The 18,097-nt window shown below is 50.0% G+C and carries 12 protein-coding genes, 1 tRNA gene and 1 riboswitch; of the genes, 5 read left to right on the forward strand and 8 right to left on the reverse strand.

Translation table 11 applies throughout. The annotated features are described in order from the left end of the window. Positions 1 to 270: 270 nt before the first annotated feature. The gene (locus LRP54_RS06620; RefSeq protein ID WP_231235437.1) at positions 271 to 816 is read right to left on the reverse strand and encodes a hypothetical protein; all 546 of its coding nucleotides are present in this window, start codon (positions 814 to 816) and stop codon (positions 271 to 273) included. Between the two features lie 364 nt (positions 817 to 1,180). Continuing rightward, a riboswitch (TPP riboswitch) is annotated at positions 1,181 to 1,292 on the forward strand. 48 nt (positions 1,293 to 1,340) lie between these two features. Here LRP54_RS06620 and LRP54_RS06625 point away from each other — a divergent pair. From LRP54_RS06625 to LRP54_RS06640, 4 genes are read left to right on the forward strand one after another with little or no spacing between them, the layout of a single operon-like run. Beyond that, complete coding sequence (locus tag LRP54_RS06625; protein ID WP_231235438.1) at positions 1,341 to 2,438, forward strand: thiamine ABC transporter substrate-binding protein; 1,098 nt, start codon at positions 1,341 to 1,343, stop codon at positions 2,436 to 2,438. A gap of 30 nt (positions 2,439 to 2,468) precedes the next feature. Beyond that, positions 2,469 to 4,226 (forward strand): ABC transporter permease, encoded by a 1,758-nt coding sequence (locus LRP54_RS06630; RefSeq protein ID WP_231235439.1) that lies wholly within the window; start codon positions 2,469 to 2,471, stop codon positions 4,224 to 4,226. Continuing rightward, entirely contained in the window at positions 4,226 to 5,554 is a 1,329-nt protein-coding gene (locus LRP54_RS06635; protein ID WP_231235440.1) for an ABC transporter ATP-binding protein, read from the forward strand. The genes LRP54_RS06630 and LRP54_RS06635 overlap by 1 nt, the downstream gene beginning before the upstream one ends. Then, complete coding sequence (locus tag LRP54_RS06640) at positions 5,547 to 6,227, forward strand: hypothetical protein (protein ID WP_231235441.1); 681 nt, start codon at positions 5,547 to 5,549, stop codon at positions 6,225 to 6,227. The genes LRP54_RS06635 and LRP54_RS06640 overlap by 8 nt, the downstream gene beginning before the upstream one ends. A gap of 104 nt (positions 6,228 to 6,331) precedes the next feature. Here LRP54_RS06640 and LRP54_RS06645 read toward each other — a convergent pair whose 3' ends face one another. The 7 genes from LRP54_RS06645 to pgm form a co-directional block, all read right to left on the reverse strand. Beyond that, on the reverse strand, positions 6,332 to 8,254 hold the full coding sequence (locus LRP54_RS06645; RefSeq protein ID WP_231235442.1) for a dipeptide ABC transporter ATP-binding protein: 1,923 nt from the start codon (positions 8,252 to 8,254) through the stop codon (positions 6,332 to 6,334). 8 nt (positions 8,255 to 8,262) lie between these two features. Then, positions 8,263 to 9,234, reverse strand: coding sequence for an ABC transporter permease (locus tag LRP54_RS06650; protein WP_231235443.1), 972 nt, complete (start codon positions 9,232 to 9,234; stop codon positions 8,263 to 8,265). Next, positions 9,227 to 10,153 (reverse strand): ABC transporter permease, encoded by a 927-nt coding sequence (locus LRP54_RS06655; protein WP_231235444.1) that lies wholly within the window; start codon positions 10,151 to 10,153, stop codon positions 9,227 to 9,229. Before LRP54_RS06655 ends, LRP54_RS06650 begins: the two co-directional genes overlap by 8 nt. Before the next feature lie 388 nt (positions 10,154 to 10,541). Beyond that, positions 10,542 to 12,140, reverse strand: a complete 1,599-nt coding sequence (locus LRP54_RS06660; protein WP_231235445.1) for a peptide ABC transporter substrate-binding protein — start codon at positions 12,138 to 12,140, stop codon at positions 10,542 to 10,544. Positions 12,141 to 12,496: 356 nt separating this feature from the next. After that, complete coding sequence (locus LRP54_RS06665; protein WP_231235446.1) at positions 12,497 to 13,636, reverse strand: App1 family protein; 1,140 nt, start codon at positions 13,634 to 13,636, stop codon at positions 12,497 to 12,499. 191 nt (positions 13,637 to 13,827) lie between these two features. Further along, complete coding sequence (locus LRP54_RS06670) at positions 13,828 to 15,060, reverse strand: MFS transporter (protein ID WP_231235447.1); 1,233 nt, start codon at positions 15,058 to 15,060, stop codon at positions 13,828 to 13,830. A gap of 352 nt (positions 15,061 to 15,412) precedes the next feature. Next, complete coding sequence (pgm, locus tag LRP54_RS06675) at positions 15,413 to 17,089, reverse strand: phosphoglucomutase (alpha-D-glucose-1,6-bisphosphate-dependent) (RefSeq protein WP_231235448.1); 1,677 nt, start codon at positions 17,087 to 17,089, stop codon at positions 15,413 to 15,415. A gap of 434 nt (positions 17,090 to 17,523) precedes the next feature. On the opposite strand from pgm, the gene LRP54_RS06680 reads away from it, so the two are divergent. Next, positions 17,524 to 17,610, forward strand: a tRNA-Ser gene (locus tag LRP54_RS06680). Positions 17,611 to 18,097 lie beyond the last annotated feature (487 nt).

The following is an 18,097-nucleotide window of genomic DNA, read 5'->3' on the forward strand; positions in this document are numbered from 1 at the left end:
CGAATGAAAAGAATCTGAAGGGTAGCGCGTTTCAGATGGGTATGACGTAAAAGTGTGTTGCAAGTAGGGTGCGGGTGAGGTGTGGTGAGTTGTGAAAATGAGTGTCCCCACTGTGATGGGACTGTCCCGTGAGGGGCCAGGCATGTGGAAAATGTTCTTGTCGCCCCCGCATCGGTGATGGGAGTGTTCCGTGGGGAGAGGGGGCTAAAACATGGTGCCCGAGTAACGCAGGAAAACGTAACTCGGGCACAGAGAGTGTGGCGCTGAAAATCAGTGCATCCACATGGGGGCGTGGCTTGCAAATGTGACAATGAAAATAAAGGTGAAAACTATGAGGAGGATAATGAGGAATGTCCACAGAGCAACACCGATAATGCCGAGGATTTTCGCCCATTTTGCCTGCTGAACTGCCTCAACAGGAATACCTGCAGCGATGGCCTTATTTACGATACTGCTACCCCACACCCATCCGATGATAGGGCCGATAAAGGGGATGATGCCGATAATCCCTAAGAGGGACAAGATGAAAGCAATCGTGGCATTTGATTTTAAGGATTCAACATCCACATAGTTTGGGCTAGGGGTGGTGTAAATCGGTTGGTTGTACCCATATTGGGGTTGGCCGTATTGCGGTTGTCCGTAAGGCGTTTGAGGTGCGCTGTGTGCGTATTCAGGTTGAGGTGCGGGCTGGCCGTACTGTGGTTGCTCGTAAGCAGTTTCAGAAGCAGAAGGTTGGGCTTGCGCGCTTGTTGTTGGAGCAGTTGTTTCCACGTCGTGGTTGTTATCCGGTGTAGGCGCTGCGTAAGGGTTTGACATGTGTTCTTCTTTCAATAGTACGCGAGACATACACATGGCTGATGTCACGCATAGCGGTTTCTTTCCTGTCGTTCAGACTAACTGAACGGTAACGAGGTGCGCTATAAGGGATTACCCTGATAGCGGATGTTTCTTCAGGGATTTCCCTGAGTTCATAGGAAAAGTACAGCGCAAGTATGAGAAATACCTGTGAATGACTTAAGCAGAATCTGTGGGCGCGCTTCCTTACCTTCTTACTTGATGGTGAATAGCTGTACAGATAAGGAAAGCCTAGAAAAGGGCCTGAATGATTATCTGCGCCATATGACACATCTGTAATTGGATGAACAGGCTATGAGTCTGTGTAGGGACTTGCTAGACTCAAAGAGCAAGACAGGGGAGCACCCACCAGCATTGGTAGGGAGCTGAGAGTGCGAACGCAGACCCTTACACCTGAACCGGTTAGTACCGGCGTAGGAAGTCGCAATCTCTGGTCATATTCGTGTGACTGAACCCCTCCCGCTTATGCAGAGGAGGAATTCTCAATGAAAAACACATTCAGGTATCGCGCATACCAATTAAGCGCCACAGGAGCAGTACTCGCAACGGCACTGCTGGCCCTCGCCGGCTGTTCCACATCTACAGGTGGTGCGCACCAATCAGCCCAATCTGCGACCGCAGATCAAGTAAGCGGAAAACGATCTATCGTTGTTGTCTCACATGACTCATTCGATTTCCCTCAAGAATTACTTGATGAATTTGCTAAAGAAACAGGTATTAACGTCACAATTCATGCGGTAGGTGACGGCGGCGCACTAGCAAACCAACTGGTCCTATCAAAAGACGCGCCGCTGGGAGATGTCGTGTACGGGCTAGACAACACCGTGTCCTACCGTTTAGCCGGGAAAGATGTGATTGCTCCTACCACGGTCCAATCACCGGATAAAACCTTGAATTTCACAGGTGAAAACGGTCTGATCCCCATTGATGAAGGTGATGTATGCGTCAATCTTGACAAAAAATGGTTCGCAGATAAAGGACTCACCCCGCCACAAACCTTTGAGGACCTCGCCTCCCCCGAATACAAAGACATGCTGGTAGCAATGAGCCCTGCAACTTCAACCCCAGGTATGGCTTTCATGCTGGCAACAATCGCCCACTACGGCCAAGAAAGCTGGATTCAATACTGGAAATCATTAAAAAATAACGGAATGAAAGTAACGCAAGGCTGGTCAGATGCTTTCGCTGTTGACTACTCTGCAGGCGAAGGAGCTGGCCCTTACCCGATGATGGTGTCCTATGGTTCTTCCCCTGCTTTCTCGGTAACAAAAGATGGTAACGACACGACAACAGCTTCCTTACCCGCAACCTGCTACCGACAGGTGGAATACGCAGGTGTCCTCAAAGGCACTAAAGATGCAGATGCCGCCGCAAAATTCTTAGCATTTATGCTCACACCGAAAGTTCAAGAAGCAATTTCGGCCGTCACATACATGCATCCAACAGTGAGTGAAGCACATGCGCCCGCAGATCTCGTGAAATTTGGCGCGCTATCAGAAAAACCTGTTGTCATCCCAGCTCAAGACATTGCTGCTCATGCTGAAGAATGGTTACGCATGTGGCAAGACGCTGTGCAAGGCTAATAAAAGCTGCGTAAAACACGCACAGAATCAGTGAAGAAAACAGGTAAAGGACAGGAGCAGGCGGCAGGTGAAAACGTCATGACATGGGAACAGATCACATCCCACATAAAGACACTCACCCGCACGCCGCGCCTGTCTTTTTCTTTACTCCACGTTACTATTCTGGGTGTTTTCATAGCCATTCCGCTTATTTTTCTGCTGATCTTTTTTGCCTGGCCAGCAGCGACCCTTATCGCCCGAGGATTTATCGACCAGGCAGGTGCCTACGACCTCAGTGGATTCTCTGAAGTTTTTTCACGCCCACGCACACTACGGATCATCGGCCTGACCCTTGGTATGGCAACGTGTGCGACCGTGCTTTCACTCCTTCTTGGAATCCCCGGTGCGTACATTCTTTACTGCTGTCGTTTCCCAGGGCGTGCCATTGCGCGAGCAATCGTCGCGGTTCCTTTCGTGCTGCCGAGTGTTGTGGTTGGTGTTGCTTTCCGTTCCCTTGTCGCCAGAGGCGGCTGGTTAGAATTTTTACATGTGGATGGGAGTGTAGCCTCAGTTATCGCTGCAATGGTTTTTTTCAACTATTCACTGGTTGTACGCACAGTAGGTGCAGTATGGTCACGACTTGACCCGCGTATGGTTCAAGCTGCTCACACACTTGGTGCCCGACCCGCACGCATCTGGTTGACAGTAACATTGCCGTGCATACTTCCAGCAATCGCTTCTGTGGCTTGCGTGGTTTTTCTATTTTGTGCGACAGCTTTCGGAATTGTCCTCATCCTCGGCGGCTCAGATTTATCGACCATCGAATCTGAAATCTATATCCTCACTACCGCTTTCCTTGACTTACGTAGCGCGGCCGTTTTATCTGTTGTTCAACTTGTTGTTATCACTGCTGCTTTGATTACGGCAGGCTACGCACGTAAAAAAGGTGAACGCGCACTCGCGTTACGTACAGCTCCCGTTGAACACTCAATAACACGAGGTGACCTCGCGCCTTTCGTAATTACTGCCCTCGTTATAGGTGGCCTTCTTTTAAGCCCGCTTCTTGCCCTCATATGGCGTTCTTTTCAACGAAACGGACAGTTCACGTGGGCAAACTGGTTGGATTTAGGATCAGCAGATGTCTCACCGGCAATCCGCGTGAGCGCCCTCGAAGCACTTGGACATTCTGTTCTTATCGCTATTCAAGCAGCAAGTATCGCCCTCATCATCGGTGTGATGGTGTCTTTAGCCATTACCCGTCAGCCACGCTTTGCAGGGGGACGCGCAGCCATGCATATGGTGGAATCCTTTTTCATGCTCCCCTTGGGTGTGTCTGCTGTGACAGTAGGTTTTGGTTTCCTTGTGACGCTCATGCAACCACCATTTGATTTACGTTCATGGCCCCTCTTGATTCCCATAGCGCAAGCAGTGGTAGCAATTCCTCTTGTTGTACGAGTGATCGCCCCAGTTTTACGAGCAATTGATCCGCGTCTGCGTGAAGCTGCAGCAACTTTAGGGGCCACTCCCTTACGCGCAATGTTCACCATTGATGGGTCGTATGTGCTTCGAGCAGGCGCAGTCGCCGCAGGTTTTGCTTGCGCAACATCACTTGGTGAATTTGGTGCGACCGCATTCTTAGCGCGCCCAACTCACCCAACTTTGCCGGTCATCATTTACCGCCTGATTTCTCGTCCAAGCGCTGCTGAACAAGGGGTAGCGCTCGCCGCAGCGGTATTACTTGCTGTGGTGGCTGCAACCATGATGGTCTGCGTGGAACACGCTCGTCCTGACACAACCGGAGGTATGTGATGTCCCACCCATCCAATCAGATGCCTGAAAAAACAGCAGATACTCAAGTGTTCACTTCACGTATTTGTGCCGCCTCATCAGGAAATGAATCTTTTGGCTTGGTGGATTCTCATGATACGGCAGGGGAAACAGAAGGACTTGTCCTTGAGTCGGTGAGTGTACGTTATGGTTCGCTAACAGCTGTTGACCATGTGAGTATAACAGTTCCAGCAGGGTGTATTGTCGCGCTCGTTGGAGCTTCAGGTTCAGGAAAATCATCCCTTTTGCGGGCTATCGCAGGTCTTGAACCCGTGGCAACAGGTGATATTTACTGGCAGGGCCGCAGTGTCGTCAATGTGCCGGTACATCGTCGAGGATTTGGCGTAATGTTTCAAGACGGGCAACTATTTCCTCACCGTAATGTTGCTGGAAATGTGGCCTACGGATTACGACATATGACACGAGAACAACGCAGGGAACGTGTGTTGGAAGTTCTACGTATTGTCGGTATGGAACAGTATGCTCACAGGCAAATTTCAACCCTGTCGGGTGGGCAAGCGCAACGTGTTGCCCTGGCACGTTCTTTAGCTCCTCAGCCGCAAGTGATCTTGCTGGATGAGCCATTGTCAGCTCTTGATCGTGCTTTGCGTGAACACTTATGCGCAGATATTCGTCGTATTCTTCGTGAAACACACAGTACAGGCGTGTACGTCACGCACGATCAGGATGAGGCATTTGCGCTTGCTGATTATGTGGCGGTTATGCGCGAGGGACAGGTTATTGCCTATAAACCTCCGGCTCAATTATGGGCAAATCCTGATCGTAAAGATGTTGCGGAATTCCTTGGGTACGGCCCGCATATTCCTTTGTTCCCTCACGCACTGCCTCAGCATCATGCGGCTGAGAGTACTTCGCGCTCTCATAAGGGCACAGGGGATATTTCTGATTCACAGCCCACATATTGGCGGGCTTTATCGCCTGTGGCATGTCGAATTGTCGGACTGGCCGATACGTGTGAAGGCGCAGAAGTATGTATTTCCCACGCAGATATACGTGAAATTTTATCTCAGGCGACACGTAATCTCACAGAAGATACAGTGTATATTCAGGGGGTTGTGTTATCTGTACGCACTGCTCGGGGATATTTCCTCAGCGAAGTACGTGTAGGTGATGTCGTTATTCGCACGGAAAATCCGTTGCGCAGTGAAACAGAAGGCCTTTGCATATCGGCGCAGGTTTCCGGTACTGATATTTCGCAGCCCCAGCAATCCCAACACGTGTTGAGTGTGGGAAGTTCTGTTGTTATTTCTATTGATGTGAGGCAATGCCCGGTGGTTGTTGGTGATTGAGTATCAATGGGATGGGTCTTTGCTGCCGGCCCCTGTTTTACGTGATGTCCTTTCTGTTGCTATTCATCAGCGAGGGAAACGTGTACGTGGCAGATGCAAAAAAGGACGTTGGTTGCGTCCGTTGATTTTGATTTCAGGTCAATCCGGTGCTGGAAAAACAACGCTAACGAATACTTTATACCAAGGGATGCGTATGGCAGGAGTACACGCACAGGTGCTTCGAGCAGATGACTGGTATCCCGGGTGGCATGGCTTTGAATCTGGTGGCGCAACACTTGAACATATGCTCACAGGAACACATCAACCTTTTCGTTCGCACGGCCAGCCTTTATTGATGTCAGCGCCACTATTGATGTCAGCACCTCGGGGAAACTGTTTGGGACATTACACGTGGAATTGGGATAGGCAGCTAGCTGATGCTGTTCGCTTACTGAATCCTTTACAACCGCTCATCGTTGAAGGGTGCGCGATAGTGACAGCCCGAACAGCTCAGTATGCTGACAGGGTAATTTGGGTGGAAGCGAAGCAAGGGGCAGCTTGCCGCAAAGAACGTGCGATAACACGTGACGGTGAAGTCTTTCGCCCATGGTGGGATGTGTGGGCTGCGTATGACGATACGTACGTGCGTGAAGATAAGCCGTGGCAATACGCCGATTGGCGTGTTTTGACGTGAACACGATGAGTCCTCATGTGAGGGCGATACGCAGATGATACAGCAGTGCGGTTTGCGGGAGTACACTCTCGATAACTTCCGCAAACCGCACTGGATGTAAGCTCTCAGAGGTTGAGCTGAATTTTACGTCCAGGAACCGCGTCAATAAGTTCCCGCGTGTAGTTTTGAACCGGGTGAGCAAAAAGATCATCGGAACTTGCAGCTTCAACCAGTTTTCCATGTTCCATGACGACGACATCATCAGCGATCTGGCGAACCACAGCCAAGTCATGCGTGATGAACAGGTAAGACAAACCAAGTTGCGCTTGCAGGTCGTTAAGCAGATAAAGGATCTGGTTTTGTACCAGAACATCCAATGCAGATACTGCCTCATCCAAAATAACAACTTCAGGGCTTAATGCCAAAGCGCGGGCTACAGCGACACGCTGACGTTGACCACCTGAAAGTTCATTCGGATAGCGACGCATAACAGAACGAGGCAAAGCAACCAAGTCCAGCAGCTCTTGAACGCGACGTACACGGATACGTCGTGGGTCCAAATCACGTTTTTCTTGGGATGTGAGCTGACGACCTGAGTTTGCGGCTTCCACGAGGATCTGTGCCCACTCAGCTGGCTTACGATTTGTGCTTTCAGCACGCGCGACTTCTTGGCGTGCATAATCTAAGGTCCCGTACTTGTGGACCCGCAGAGGTTCTTCGATGACACGGAAAATCGAATACATGGGATCCAGTGACCCGTAAGGGTTCTGGAATACGGCCTGCAGCCGACGACGCAGAGCGAAAAGTTCTTTTTCGCTCATCTGCGAGGTATCTTGCCCGTCAAAGTAGATTTTGCCGGAAGTAGGCTTAAACAGCTGCAAAATCATGTTCGCAGCAGTTGATTTACCTGAACCTGATTCACCGACCACGGCAAGGGTTGTTCCGCGACGCAACGCAAATGACACGTCATCAACTGCAATGAGTTTCTTGGCTTCACCTTTTGAACCACGAACGTCGAAAACTTTGGTGAGGTTTTCAACGCGGATAATTTCTTCGGTGGAACTGGAACCCAGACCAGAACCGGTGAGTTCTTCCTCAGTGACAGAGATTCCTTGCGCATGAGCTGATTCAATACGGGCTGATGCTAAGGACGGGGCAGCGGAAACCAGACGTTTCGTGTACGGATGCTGTGGGTGCTGCAAAATCTCTAATGCGGGACCAGACTCCACGATACGTCCACGGTGCATCACAACCAGTTGTTCGGCGCGTTCAGCCGCTAAACCGAGGTCATGGGTGATGAATAGGACCGCTGTTCCTAAGTCCTTTGTGAGGGTTTCCAAGTGATCCAGAATACGACGTTGGACGGTGACATCTAAAGCAGAGGTAGGTTCGTCTGCAATCAGAAGTTTTGGACGTGCAGCCATGCCAATGGCAATAAGTACACGCTGTCGCATACCGCCAGAAAATTCATGGGGGTATTGTTTTGCGCGTCGTTCAGCGTCAGGTAGGCCAGCTTCAGCGAGGAGTTCTGAGACTCTGCGGCCGACTTCGCTTTTTGATACCACGTGGTTAGCGACCAGTGATTCACTGACTTGCTTACCGATGCGGAGTACAGGATTCAGGTTTGTCATGGGGTCCTGAGGAACTAACCCGATACCTGAACCACGCAGGGATTCCCATTCTTTCTGGCTGAGACTTGTGATGTCTTTTCCGTCAAATTCGATGGAACCGCCTGTGATTTTGCCTGTGCCGGGCAAAAGGCCGATAACAGCGGCAGCGGTTGTTGATTTTCCGGAACCTGATTCACCGACGATTGCGACGGTTTGGCCAGGGTAGATGACAAGGTTAGCGCCACGAACAGCGGGGACAACACCTGTTGATGTTGTGAATGTGACTTCAAGGTCTGTGATTTTCAGCAGGGGTTGCGCATCATCAGGATGAATGTCGCCTGTTTCCTCATGTGCTGAGGTTGCCTCAGCGTTTTCGCCAAGGACGGTACGTGTGACGGCTGCTTCTAATGCGTCATCGTTGAGGGGAGTGTCATTCATATGCTCGTTCACTTCTTCCGCGCCTTCGGGTCAAGGGCTTCGCGTACAGCGTCACCCATCATGATGAAGCTCAAAACAGTGAGCGCCAAAGCTAATGCAGGGTAGAACAAAACCATTGGTTGTGTGCGTAGGGATTGCTGGGCTTGTGAAATGTCAACACCCCATGACACGGCTGATGATGGCAGACCGATACCCATGAAGGACAGGGAAGCCTCAGCAACAATGAAAGTACCCAAAGCAATTGTGGCGTACACGATGATTGGGGCCATGCAGTTAGGCAGGATGTGGCTGAGCAGGATACGCGCTTTTGAAGCGCCAGTGGCCTTGGCTGCAGTCACGTATTCTTCGTTCTTTGCTGATAGGACAGCGCCGCGAGTGATGCGGGCAATCTGTGTCCAACCGAAAGCCGCGAGGACGCATATGACCATCCACACGTTGCGGTGTTCTTTGAACATTTGCATGACGACGATAGCGGCCAACAGCAGTGGAATTGCAAAGAATATGTCTGTAATGCGGCTGAGCAGCGAATCAAGCCAGCCGCCAAAGAAACCTGCGAGTGCGCCGAAAGTAGCACCGATAATGACGACGAGGATTGTGGTGAAAACTCCGACGGTGACCGAGGCGCGAGCACCGTAGATTACTCGTGCGTAGATGTCGCATCCTTGACGGTTAAAACCGAAAAAGTGTCCTGAAGTAGCTGGTTTTAATGAATTTCCAAGTTCGCAGAATTGCGGATCAAGACTTGTGAATAGCTGCGGGAACAGCGAAATCATGATAGCAAAGAAAATGATGATGGATGACAGCCAGAACAGGGGCCTCTTGCGTAGGCTCTTCCAAGCTTCACCCCACATAGATGAAGGGGCTGATTCATCTGCTACGGCATCAACTGCGCCGAGGCCTGTTTCATCAATGTCGGAAACGTAGTGCTTTTGTCCAGCACGTGTACGTGCGATATTCGCGGAGGGAATGTGGTCACTCATAGCGGATCCTTGGGTCAAGCACGGCGTATAACAGGTCAACAAGCAAGTTGGCGAGGATATATACGAGGACAAGCAGCGTTGTCACAGAGACAACTGTGGAAGGCTCACCTTTAGTAATGGCGATCCATAGGGTTCCACCTACGCCTTTAATATTAAAGATACCTTCGGTGATGATTGCTCCGCCCATCAGGGAACCTAAATCACCGCCAAGGAATGTTGCAACAGGGATCAAGGAGTTGCGCAGAATGTGGCGACGCATGACCTGACCGTTAGGGAGTCCTTTTGCGCGTGCGGTGCGCACATAATCTGCGGTGACGTTTTCAGAGATAGATTGACGTGTCAAGCGTAGGACGTAGGCTAGGGAAACAGCGCCTAGAACGATGGCTGGCATTGTGAGTGAATAAACGGAAACCGATGATGTGACCGTTGTGGGGAACCAGCCGAGTTTCGCGCCGAATATGAACTGCATGACGAAGCCGATAACGAATGTTGGTACAGAAATGACCAACAGTGAGAGGACAAGCACGGTGGAGTCAAAAATGCCGCCGCGTCGCATACCTGCGATCACGCCTAGGGCGATACCAAGAATCGCTTCGATGAGCAGCGCGTAGATCGCTAAACGCAAGGTAACGGGGAAGGCTTGTGCCATCACCGATATGACGTCTTGACCGGAGAATGTTTTACCAAAATCAAGGGTGAAAACGCCTTTGAGGTACAGCAGGTACTGTAGCCAGAAGGGTTTGTCGAGGTTATGTTCTGCTTTGATTCGGGCAGTAGCGGCCTCAGAGAGGCCTTTATCGCCACCAAGGGCAGCAACGGGGTCACCTGGCATCAGGTAGACCATTGCGAAGATCAGAAACGTTGCTCCGAAAAAGACCGGAATGGTCTGTAGGAGCCTCCGTCCGATGTAGCGCGCCATGGACAAGTCCTTCGGGATGGGGAATTCAGCAGAATCCTCCGCTGAATGTGCTGTCGATTTCGACCTAGTACGAGGTCGGCGTGTGTAAGTGAGTTTACTTAAAGCACACGTGGATAGCATAGGGTAAAAATTGCGCAAACGGCACATTAAATGGCATGAGCCACACTATTGAGGAGAGAAAATCCTCTTTTCCCGTGATTTTTTGGGCATTGCTCCACAAATTTTGTGTGCGATTGATATTTGATTATGTATGCGGCTGTAAAAGAATCTTCTACATATCGAAACATGAAGTGAAAATAAAGGTGTGGCGAACATGTTGCCATGCTCACCACACCTTTGAAGTAATCACCACGAATTATTTATTCATGACGATTTTGGTGGTCATATGTCACTTCACGGTGATATTCACGTAGTCCGGTACACCGTCCCACTTGAATTTCACGTTCTCGACATTAGCTGACCAACCTGAGGTTGTATTCGCGTACCACAACGGAATGGATGGAAGCTCTGTAAAGAGGATCTGCTGGATCTTTTCGAGGGTCTTGATGGAATCCTCGTGTGAGCCTGCGAACACTTGCTTCAGCAGAGCGTCAACTTCAGGGTTGGAGTAGTCGCCGTCATTTGCGCTACCACCGGTTCCGTACAACGGAGCTAAGAAGTTGTACTGCCCTGGGTAGTCAGCTTGCCAGCCTGCGCGGAAAGCTGTGGTGATTAAGCGCTTAGTGACATCGCTACGGAATGACTTGAAGTCAGCGTAGGGATTGCCTCCAGCGTCAATTCCTAAGGTGTTCTTGAGTTGGTTGGCGACTGCATCAACCCATGCTTGGTGGCCACCGTCAGACTTGTAAGCAATCTTGAAAGAGCCGGACCACGGTGAAATGGCGTCAGCCTTTGCCCACAGTTCCTTTGCCTTTTCAGGGTTGTACTTGAGGACCTCGTTACCGGGGATCTTGTCATTGAAACCATCAACAACCGGAGAGGTGAAGTCTTTAGCAGGTGTACGTGTACCAGCAAAGATTGCTTCAGTGATTTCTTCACGGTTGATTGCCATGGAGATAGCTTGGCGACGGAGTTTACCTTCTTCGCCGGTGAAGTGGTCAAGACCACCAATGGTGAATGCTTGGAATACAGCGGATGGCTGATTCAAGCCACGGTTTTGGAGGTCTTGCATGTAGCTGGTGAATGCTGAATCCGGAATGGCATCCAAGATGTCCAGGTTATTAGCGGATAGATCCTGATAGGCAGCGTCAAGAGAGGTGTAGAACACCAAGTCAATACCATTATTCTTCGGCTTGTTGTCACCGACGTAGTGTGGGTTTGGAAGTAGCTTCGCGCCCACTTGGTGAGTCCATGATTCAAGCATGTATGGGCCGTTGCCTACGGGCTTTTCGCCACCGGCTTCAGGGTCTGTGAGTGTGGAATCTGCCAACGGGAAGTAAGCGGCATAACCCATACGGTCAGGCCAGTCGGAAACTGGTTGCTTGAGTTTGATGGTGAAAGTGTAGTCATCGACAACGTTAAGGCCAGTGAGGTCACCGTTACCTTCATCGTCGGCACCTTCAATATCAGCGTAGAAGCTGGCAGAAAGCATCGCTTCCTTTGCGCCCATCTTCCATGCGTCAACGAAGTTATGAGCTTTTACAGGTGTGCCGTCAGAGAATTTGCGGTCCTTTTGCAACTTAACGGTCCACAGGGTGTCATCGTCAGAGGTGATGGACTCAGCGACATCCATCTTGGTTTTACCTGTGAGGTCGTAGTAAACCAAACCAGCCATGACCTGGTTAATGATTTTTGCCCCGTTCACTTCATTCGTATTTGCTGGAATGAGTGGGTTCTGCGGTTCGCCAGACCATGCTTTGATGAGTCGAGTTGAATCCCCGGCTGTTTCGCCACTGGCTGCAGTATTTGAAGAAGTGCCGCCGGAGCAAGCGGTAAGTGCAAGAGCAAGTGCAGCGGGAACTGCAATCCACATTCTCTTGAATTTCATGTATGTCTCCTGTATTGAGGAAAGGTCATCTCGGTTTCGAGATATCCTGCGTACATTGTTGAGTGTAAATGAGCAGTAGAATCTGCCTTTTTCTTGTCCATTATCTGATGATTGCAAAGAGATAACAGAATATCGCAAAGCGATAACATCACATTGCAAAGATTTGATAAATTCCTTTCGAAAATGTCTGCTATTAATGAAAGAAACATTGATTTTGTGCGACTTTAGGCCTGTCCTTGGTATGGAGTAGGGTAGGGTTCGTACATGTCACAGTGAATATGATGAATGTCGAGTAACACGGATCATGTGACATAGGTAAAAATATTTCGCCCTCATTCATCGGGTTATAAAAAGAATCACATGCGATGGCTTGAATGAGTGGACACCTCACGTAGCAAATCAAAACCGTCCCGACCAAACCACACAGGAATGCTGTCAGGCACGTTTTTTAGAGCCTGCGGGACCATTGATTCAAAAGAATAATGTGACATGAACTGTTCAAAGTGAGAGAGTGAACGAATCACTATACCAGCAACATTAGTGGGATGCTCACGGGCAAATTCTGCGTAGATTTCTGGATCGCGTTGCCCATCATCACCAACAAGGAACCATTTCATATGCGGATATTCTGCGGCAAGACGGCGTAATTCACGGCGTTTATGTTCTGGACCTGAACGGAACCAGCCGGTATTGGATGGGCCAAAATCTGTCATCAAGAATCCCCCGTGCGGGTATCCAGCACGTTCTAAAAAGTCACGCACAGTAGGCAGAACATTCCACGCACCTGTGGACAGGTATAAAACGGGGGGATGTACAGCCTTTGGATTTCCAGAAAAACCCAAAGTCAATGCACGCAGTAGCTCTGGCATACCAGGCACCGCTTCACGTTCAGATACATGGTCAATAAAAGAGTGTTTCGCTGCGATCAACACGCGAGGAACCATCGAAACCATCACAGTATCATCAATGTCAGAGATAACACCGATTTTTTCGTCAGGGCCGATGATACGCAAAGCAATAGGGACGGGGTGACGTGCACGTATTTTTCCTGTACGCATACCTTGGGGGCGTGCGCTCAGATTTTTCATATCCTGAGGGTGGAGAACCTGAATCCATGCAGTATGCCAACCGGGTGTGAGTCCGTGGTTGTGAATCACGAGGTCAATGTAGCCTCCGCGATCCGCATATGTCATGGTGCGGGTGCGACCAACGGTAACGATAACGGGTTGTCGGGGAACTTGTGCGTCAAAGAATTGACGCCATCCGCGTTTGTTTTTCAACCAGAGCCGCTGGTCGTCTGTACGGTCCATAATGACTCGGCCAAGGATACGTGCCTGCTGCGTGCTGCCTTGCCCGCCAAAACCTACGACACCTGTGCGGAACCCTAGAGGAATGAGTGCGTGAGCAATGGCAGATGAACATGACTCACCCATGTAGTTAATGAAAGAAAGCAGGGGTGAGGGGGTTTCGTCATCAATGAGAAGATCTGCTCTCACGTGGAACCTCGTAGTATGGATCGTTATAACGTGTCGGATGGTTGATTCTAGTCACCATGGTAGTCCAGCGCATGTTGATGTATGACAGATGTTATCTGTTGATATTCACGTCAAAATCGTATGAGCGACATTTCATGAGTTATATTGTGTAGGCCCTGTCGGCTCGCAGACGATGAGTAAGTCGTGACGCATCAAGCGTCGAGGAGATCTGAGGGGTGCATAGCAGGTTTTTCGACCCCGCGGCGTAGGCGTGACAAACCTGCAAGCATGACTGCAACCATGATCCACGCAAAAATCACCATCACAATAAAGCCACCATAAGACGACGATGAATCAATTGCCGGTCCGGCGACGGCAGAACCTAAAGAGACGCCTAAAGTCAAAGATGTGCTCATCCACGCAAGCCCTTCAGTGAGCTGCTGAGGGCGCACAATCTTGGTAATAATCATGTTGACATTTGTCAGTGTCGGCGCACAAGTAAGGCCACTGATGAGCATAACTGTGCCAAGAACCCACAGGTTATTCGCACAAAGGAAAGTGGTCACACCCAAGGCAAGTGCGAAAACACCTACAGCGAATAATTTCCACAGAGGGTGCAACCATGTGCGTGACCCGTAGATCAAAGCAGCGCATAGTGAACCTAAAGCGAAAACTGCCAGCAATATACCTGAGTAGGCTGGTGCCCCTTGTTCTTCAGCGAATGCAATGACAGAAACATCGTTTGCTCCAAAAAGAGCGCCCGCACCTATATAAGTCAGCACAAGGACAATAACAGCAGGGTCACGTAGCACCGATGGGGCCGAGGTGTGCTCATCTGTGTGTGTCATAGGTGTGGGTTCTGTACTGCGTTGCGACAGGAAAGCGTAACCGCCGACCGATGTGCATAGTGCAGATAAAACCAAACCTGTTGTGGGATGGATTGACGCGCCTAATATTGTTGCCAAGATTGGTCCAACAATGTAAATCAGCTCATCAATTGCTGATTCGAGGGCGTAGGCGGTTGGCAAGTGCGTTGGTGAAGACGCCGTGACTTTCAGCCATCGTGAGCGTACTAAAGCTCCAGGCGACCCTGATGTTGCTCCGCTGATGATACTGAAAATGAAAACAACCCACAGAGGCGCTGCCAAGAAAAAACAGGTAATAAGGGCGATGACGGATATGCCGCAAACAGTGAGGGAAGGTCCCATTGTGCGTAGTTGCCCATGTTGATCAACGAGACGGGCCAAGATCGGAGCCGTTATTGCGGCGGCGACAATACTTGATGCTGTGAGGAGGCCTGCAATCGTGTAATTTCCATAAATTGCTTTAACGGACAAAATAGTAGAAATCCCCATCATTGACATGGGGGTACGTAAAACTGCCCCAGCTAGGCTAAAACGTGCCGCTCCGGGGATTTTTAATATCTGCGAATACGCTGAAAACATATATAAACATCCTATGTGGAAGGCACTGGCATGGCTTCGTATGAGTGCGTGTTTTTTCTCGCACTGTTATTGCGATACTGTGCTGATGTGAGTACATGATGTGATGTGCGTGGCGCTTGCGTTTGTGCTGCGTGTAAGGACTGTGGAGAGTGCGAGAAAACTGCATGAACTTCCTGCGGAACACCCTGTATTCGCTTGTAAGTTGCAGTACATGATGAACCCTCTGTATCAGTCAATGTGAGGACCGGTACAGAGGGCGTGTGATTAAGAAAAAGCGGCAGTGTGCGTGTGACTTAAACTGTTCTTGTTTCAGTCAATTAACGTGCTCGTGCCCAGATTCCTCCTCAGATATTCAGCCTTGCCCTAATGCCTGTGACACAAGCGCTTTTGCGGCTTCTTGAACCTGATGTAAATGCTCATCTGAGCGGAATGACTCAGCATAAATCTTGTACACGTCCTCAGTTCCCGATGGCCGCGCTGCAAACCATGCAAAGTCAGTTGTCACTTTAAGGCCACCAATAGACGCATCATTACCGGGGGCGCGCACTAATTTAGCTGTGATCGGATCCCCAGCAAGCTCTGTTGCGCTCACATCACAGGGATCTAAAGCTGCTAGTTTTGCTTTTTCTTCACGTGAAGCAGCTGCGTCAATGCGCGCATATGTGGAAGCACCAAAACGTGCAACCTGTTCCTCATGTAACTGGGAAGGTGTTTTACCTGTGACAGCAAGGATTTCTGAAGCCAGCAAAGCCAAGATAATACCGTCTTTATCAGTGGACCATACGCTGCCATCTTTACGTAAGAAAGACGCTCCAGCAGATTCTTCACCACCGAAACCAACAGAGCCATCCAATAATCCTGGGACAAAGTACTTAAAGCCCACAGGAACCTCAATCAGCGTGCGCCCTAAAGAAGCAACAACACGATCAATCAACGATGAGGACACCAAGGTTTTACCAACTGCCGCATTTGCTGGCCACTGGGGGCGATGAGTCATTAAATACTCAATAGCGACAGCGAGGTAATGATTTGGATTCATTAACCCATCCGCTGTGACAATGCCATGACGGTCAGAATCTGCGTCATTACCTGTGGCAATGTCATAGGGTGTTCGTTCTTGATCGTCAGGAGTCATGATGTGACGCAAAGAAGCCATCGCATAAGGCGAAGAACAGTCCATGCGGATCTTGCCATCCCAGTCCAAAGTCATGAACGGCCATGATGGGTCAACTGACGGGTTAACGACCGTTAATTCCAGCCCGTATCGTTCACCAATTGCCGCCCAATAATCAACCGAGGCGCCGCCAAGTGGGTCCGCGCCAATACGAACCCCGGCTTTACGGATAGCGTCAATGTCGATCACTTGTTCAAGCTGGCTGACGTAGTTATCTAAATAGTCGTATGCGTGAATGCACGGGTGTTCAAAAAGCGCCGACCCGGTAATGCGAGGAACTGACTGCCATCCAGCTGACAGGATTTCATTTGCCCGAGAAGCAATCCAGCCGGTCGCGTCGGAATCTGCTGGCCCACCATGAGGGGGGTTGTATTTGAATCCGCCGTCACGTGGAGGATTATGTGAGGGCGTAACCACGATGCCATCAGCAAGTCCGCTACCTGTGGTTCGGACGGGGCCGGGGGCGCCATTTGCGCACAAAATAGCGACGGATACGGCGGGAGTTGGCGTGTATGAACCGCGTGAGTCAATGTTGACGTGAACGCCAGCGGCGGCAAGGACTTCTAAAGCGGTACGCCATGCGGGTTCAGAAAGCGCGTGAGTGTCTCGTCCGATAAATAGAGGACCGTCAATGCCTTGTGCGGCACGGTATTCAATAATTGCGGCAGTTGTGGCAACAATGTGTGCCTCATTGAAAGCGCCATCTAAAGATGAGCCTCGGTGTCCAGATGTTCCGAAAACGACTTGTTGCCCAGGATGTGCAGGGTCTGGTTCGATGTCGTAGTAGGCGGAAGTGACTTCATTAACGTCAATAAGGTCATCCGGAAGTGCAACTGTGCCAGCTCTTTCATGCATAAGTAACAGTGTGTCATGCTGGGTCAGGCTGAGGGGGGTTATGCCCGTATTGAGGGATGAAGGATGGCCTTATATCGGGGTGAGCGACGAAATGCGGAGGAGAAAAAGGACGAAAGGCCGTGTATTTGTTGTGGATATGTGAGGCCTCGTCATGATGGTTTATCTGGTTTTGATACGACAGTGGATTATGAAGGTGTGCCGATTGATACCAGTCATTTGCAGTGGGCGGTGTGTGAAGGCGTGTGTGCGAGTGTTGCATTGAGGCGCACGTTGTTGGCTTTGGTTTTGAGATTGAGTGGAGGTCCCCTGCATGTCTCTTAGTGTTTTTGTGCGGCTTTGAAGTACGCGCATAGGACGCAAGAGTGCATTTGTGTGCTGTTCCGCATGGGTGTGTATTTGATGAGAGCGGATATTCGGTTAGAATGGGTGAGTCAGGAGAGCTGACCGAGTGGCCGAAGGTGACGGTCTTGAAAACCGTTGTGTCAGCAATGGCACCGGGGGTTCGAATCCCTCGCTCTCCGCAGCACACCCCGTGATTTCGTTGAGATCACGGGGTTTTTATTGTTTTGATACGCGATGTGGGTGGGTGAAGTAAGGCCTATTGGCCAAAGCGTGAAGGTCATACTCAAAATGTGTCTATTGCAGCGTGTTGTGAATAGTTTTCGGTTGATTCTCATGGTCGTCGAGTGGTGCTGGCTGAAGATGCTGATGGTGCTGGGGGAGGGTATTACCCAGGGGAGGTGGAGTTATTAACCTGCAAGCGCTGGAAACTACCGAGCAGTACGTATCACCCAGGAGGGGTAGAGTTATTTCTTGCTTCAGGCGGGCATTATCCCCTATTTAGACAAAGAATCTTTTTTCAAAACATTAAAAAAATCCTCTGAATGCCTGTAATAGAGCCAGAAAAGAAGCTCAACAGATCTCAGATTATGAGACTTTTTCTTCTAATTTTTGTCTAAAAATTTTAGACAAGCAATGCTTAGAAGGAAAACGCGCGCGCTTTGATAA

It is taken from the genome of Schaalia sp. lx-100 (assembly GCF_021083625.1).
Lineage (GTDB): Bacteria > Actinomycetota > Actinomycetes > Actinomycetales > Actinomycetaceae > Pauljensenia.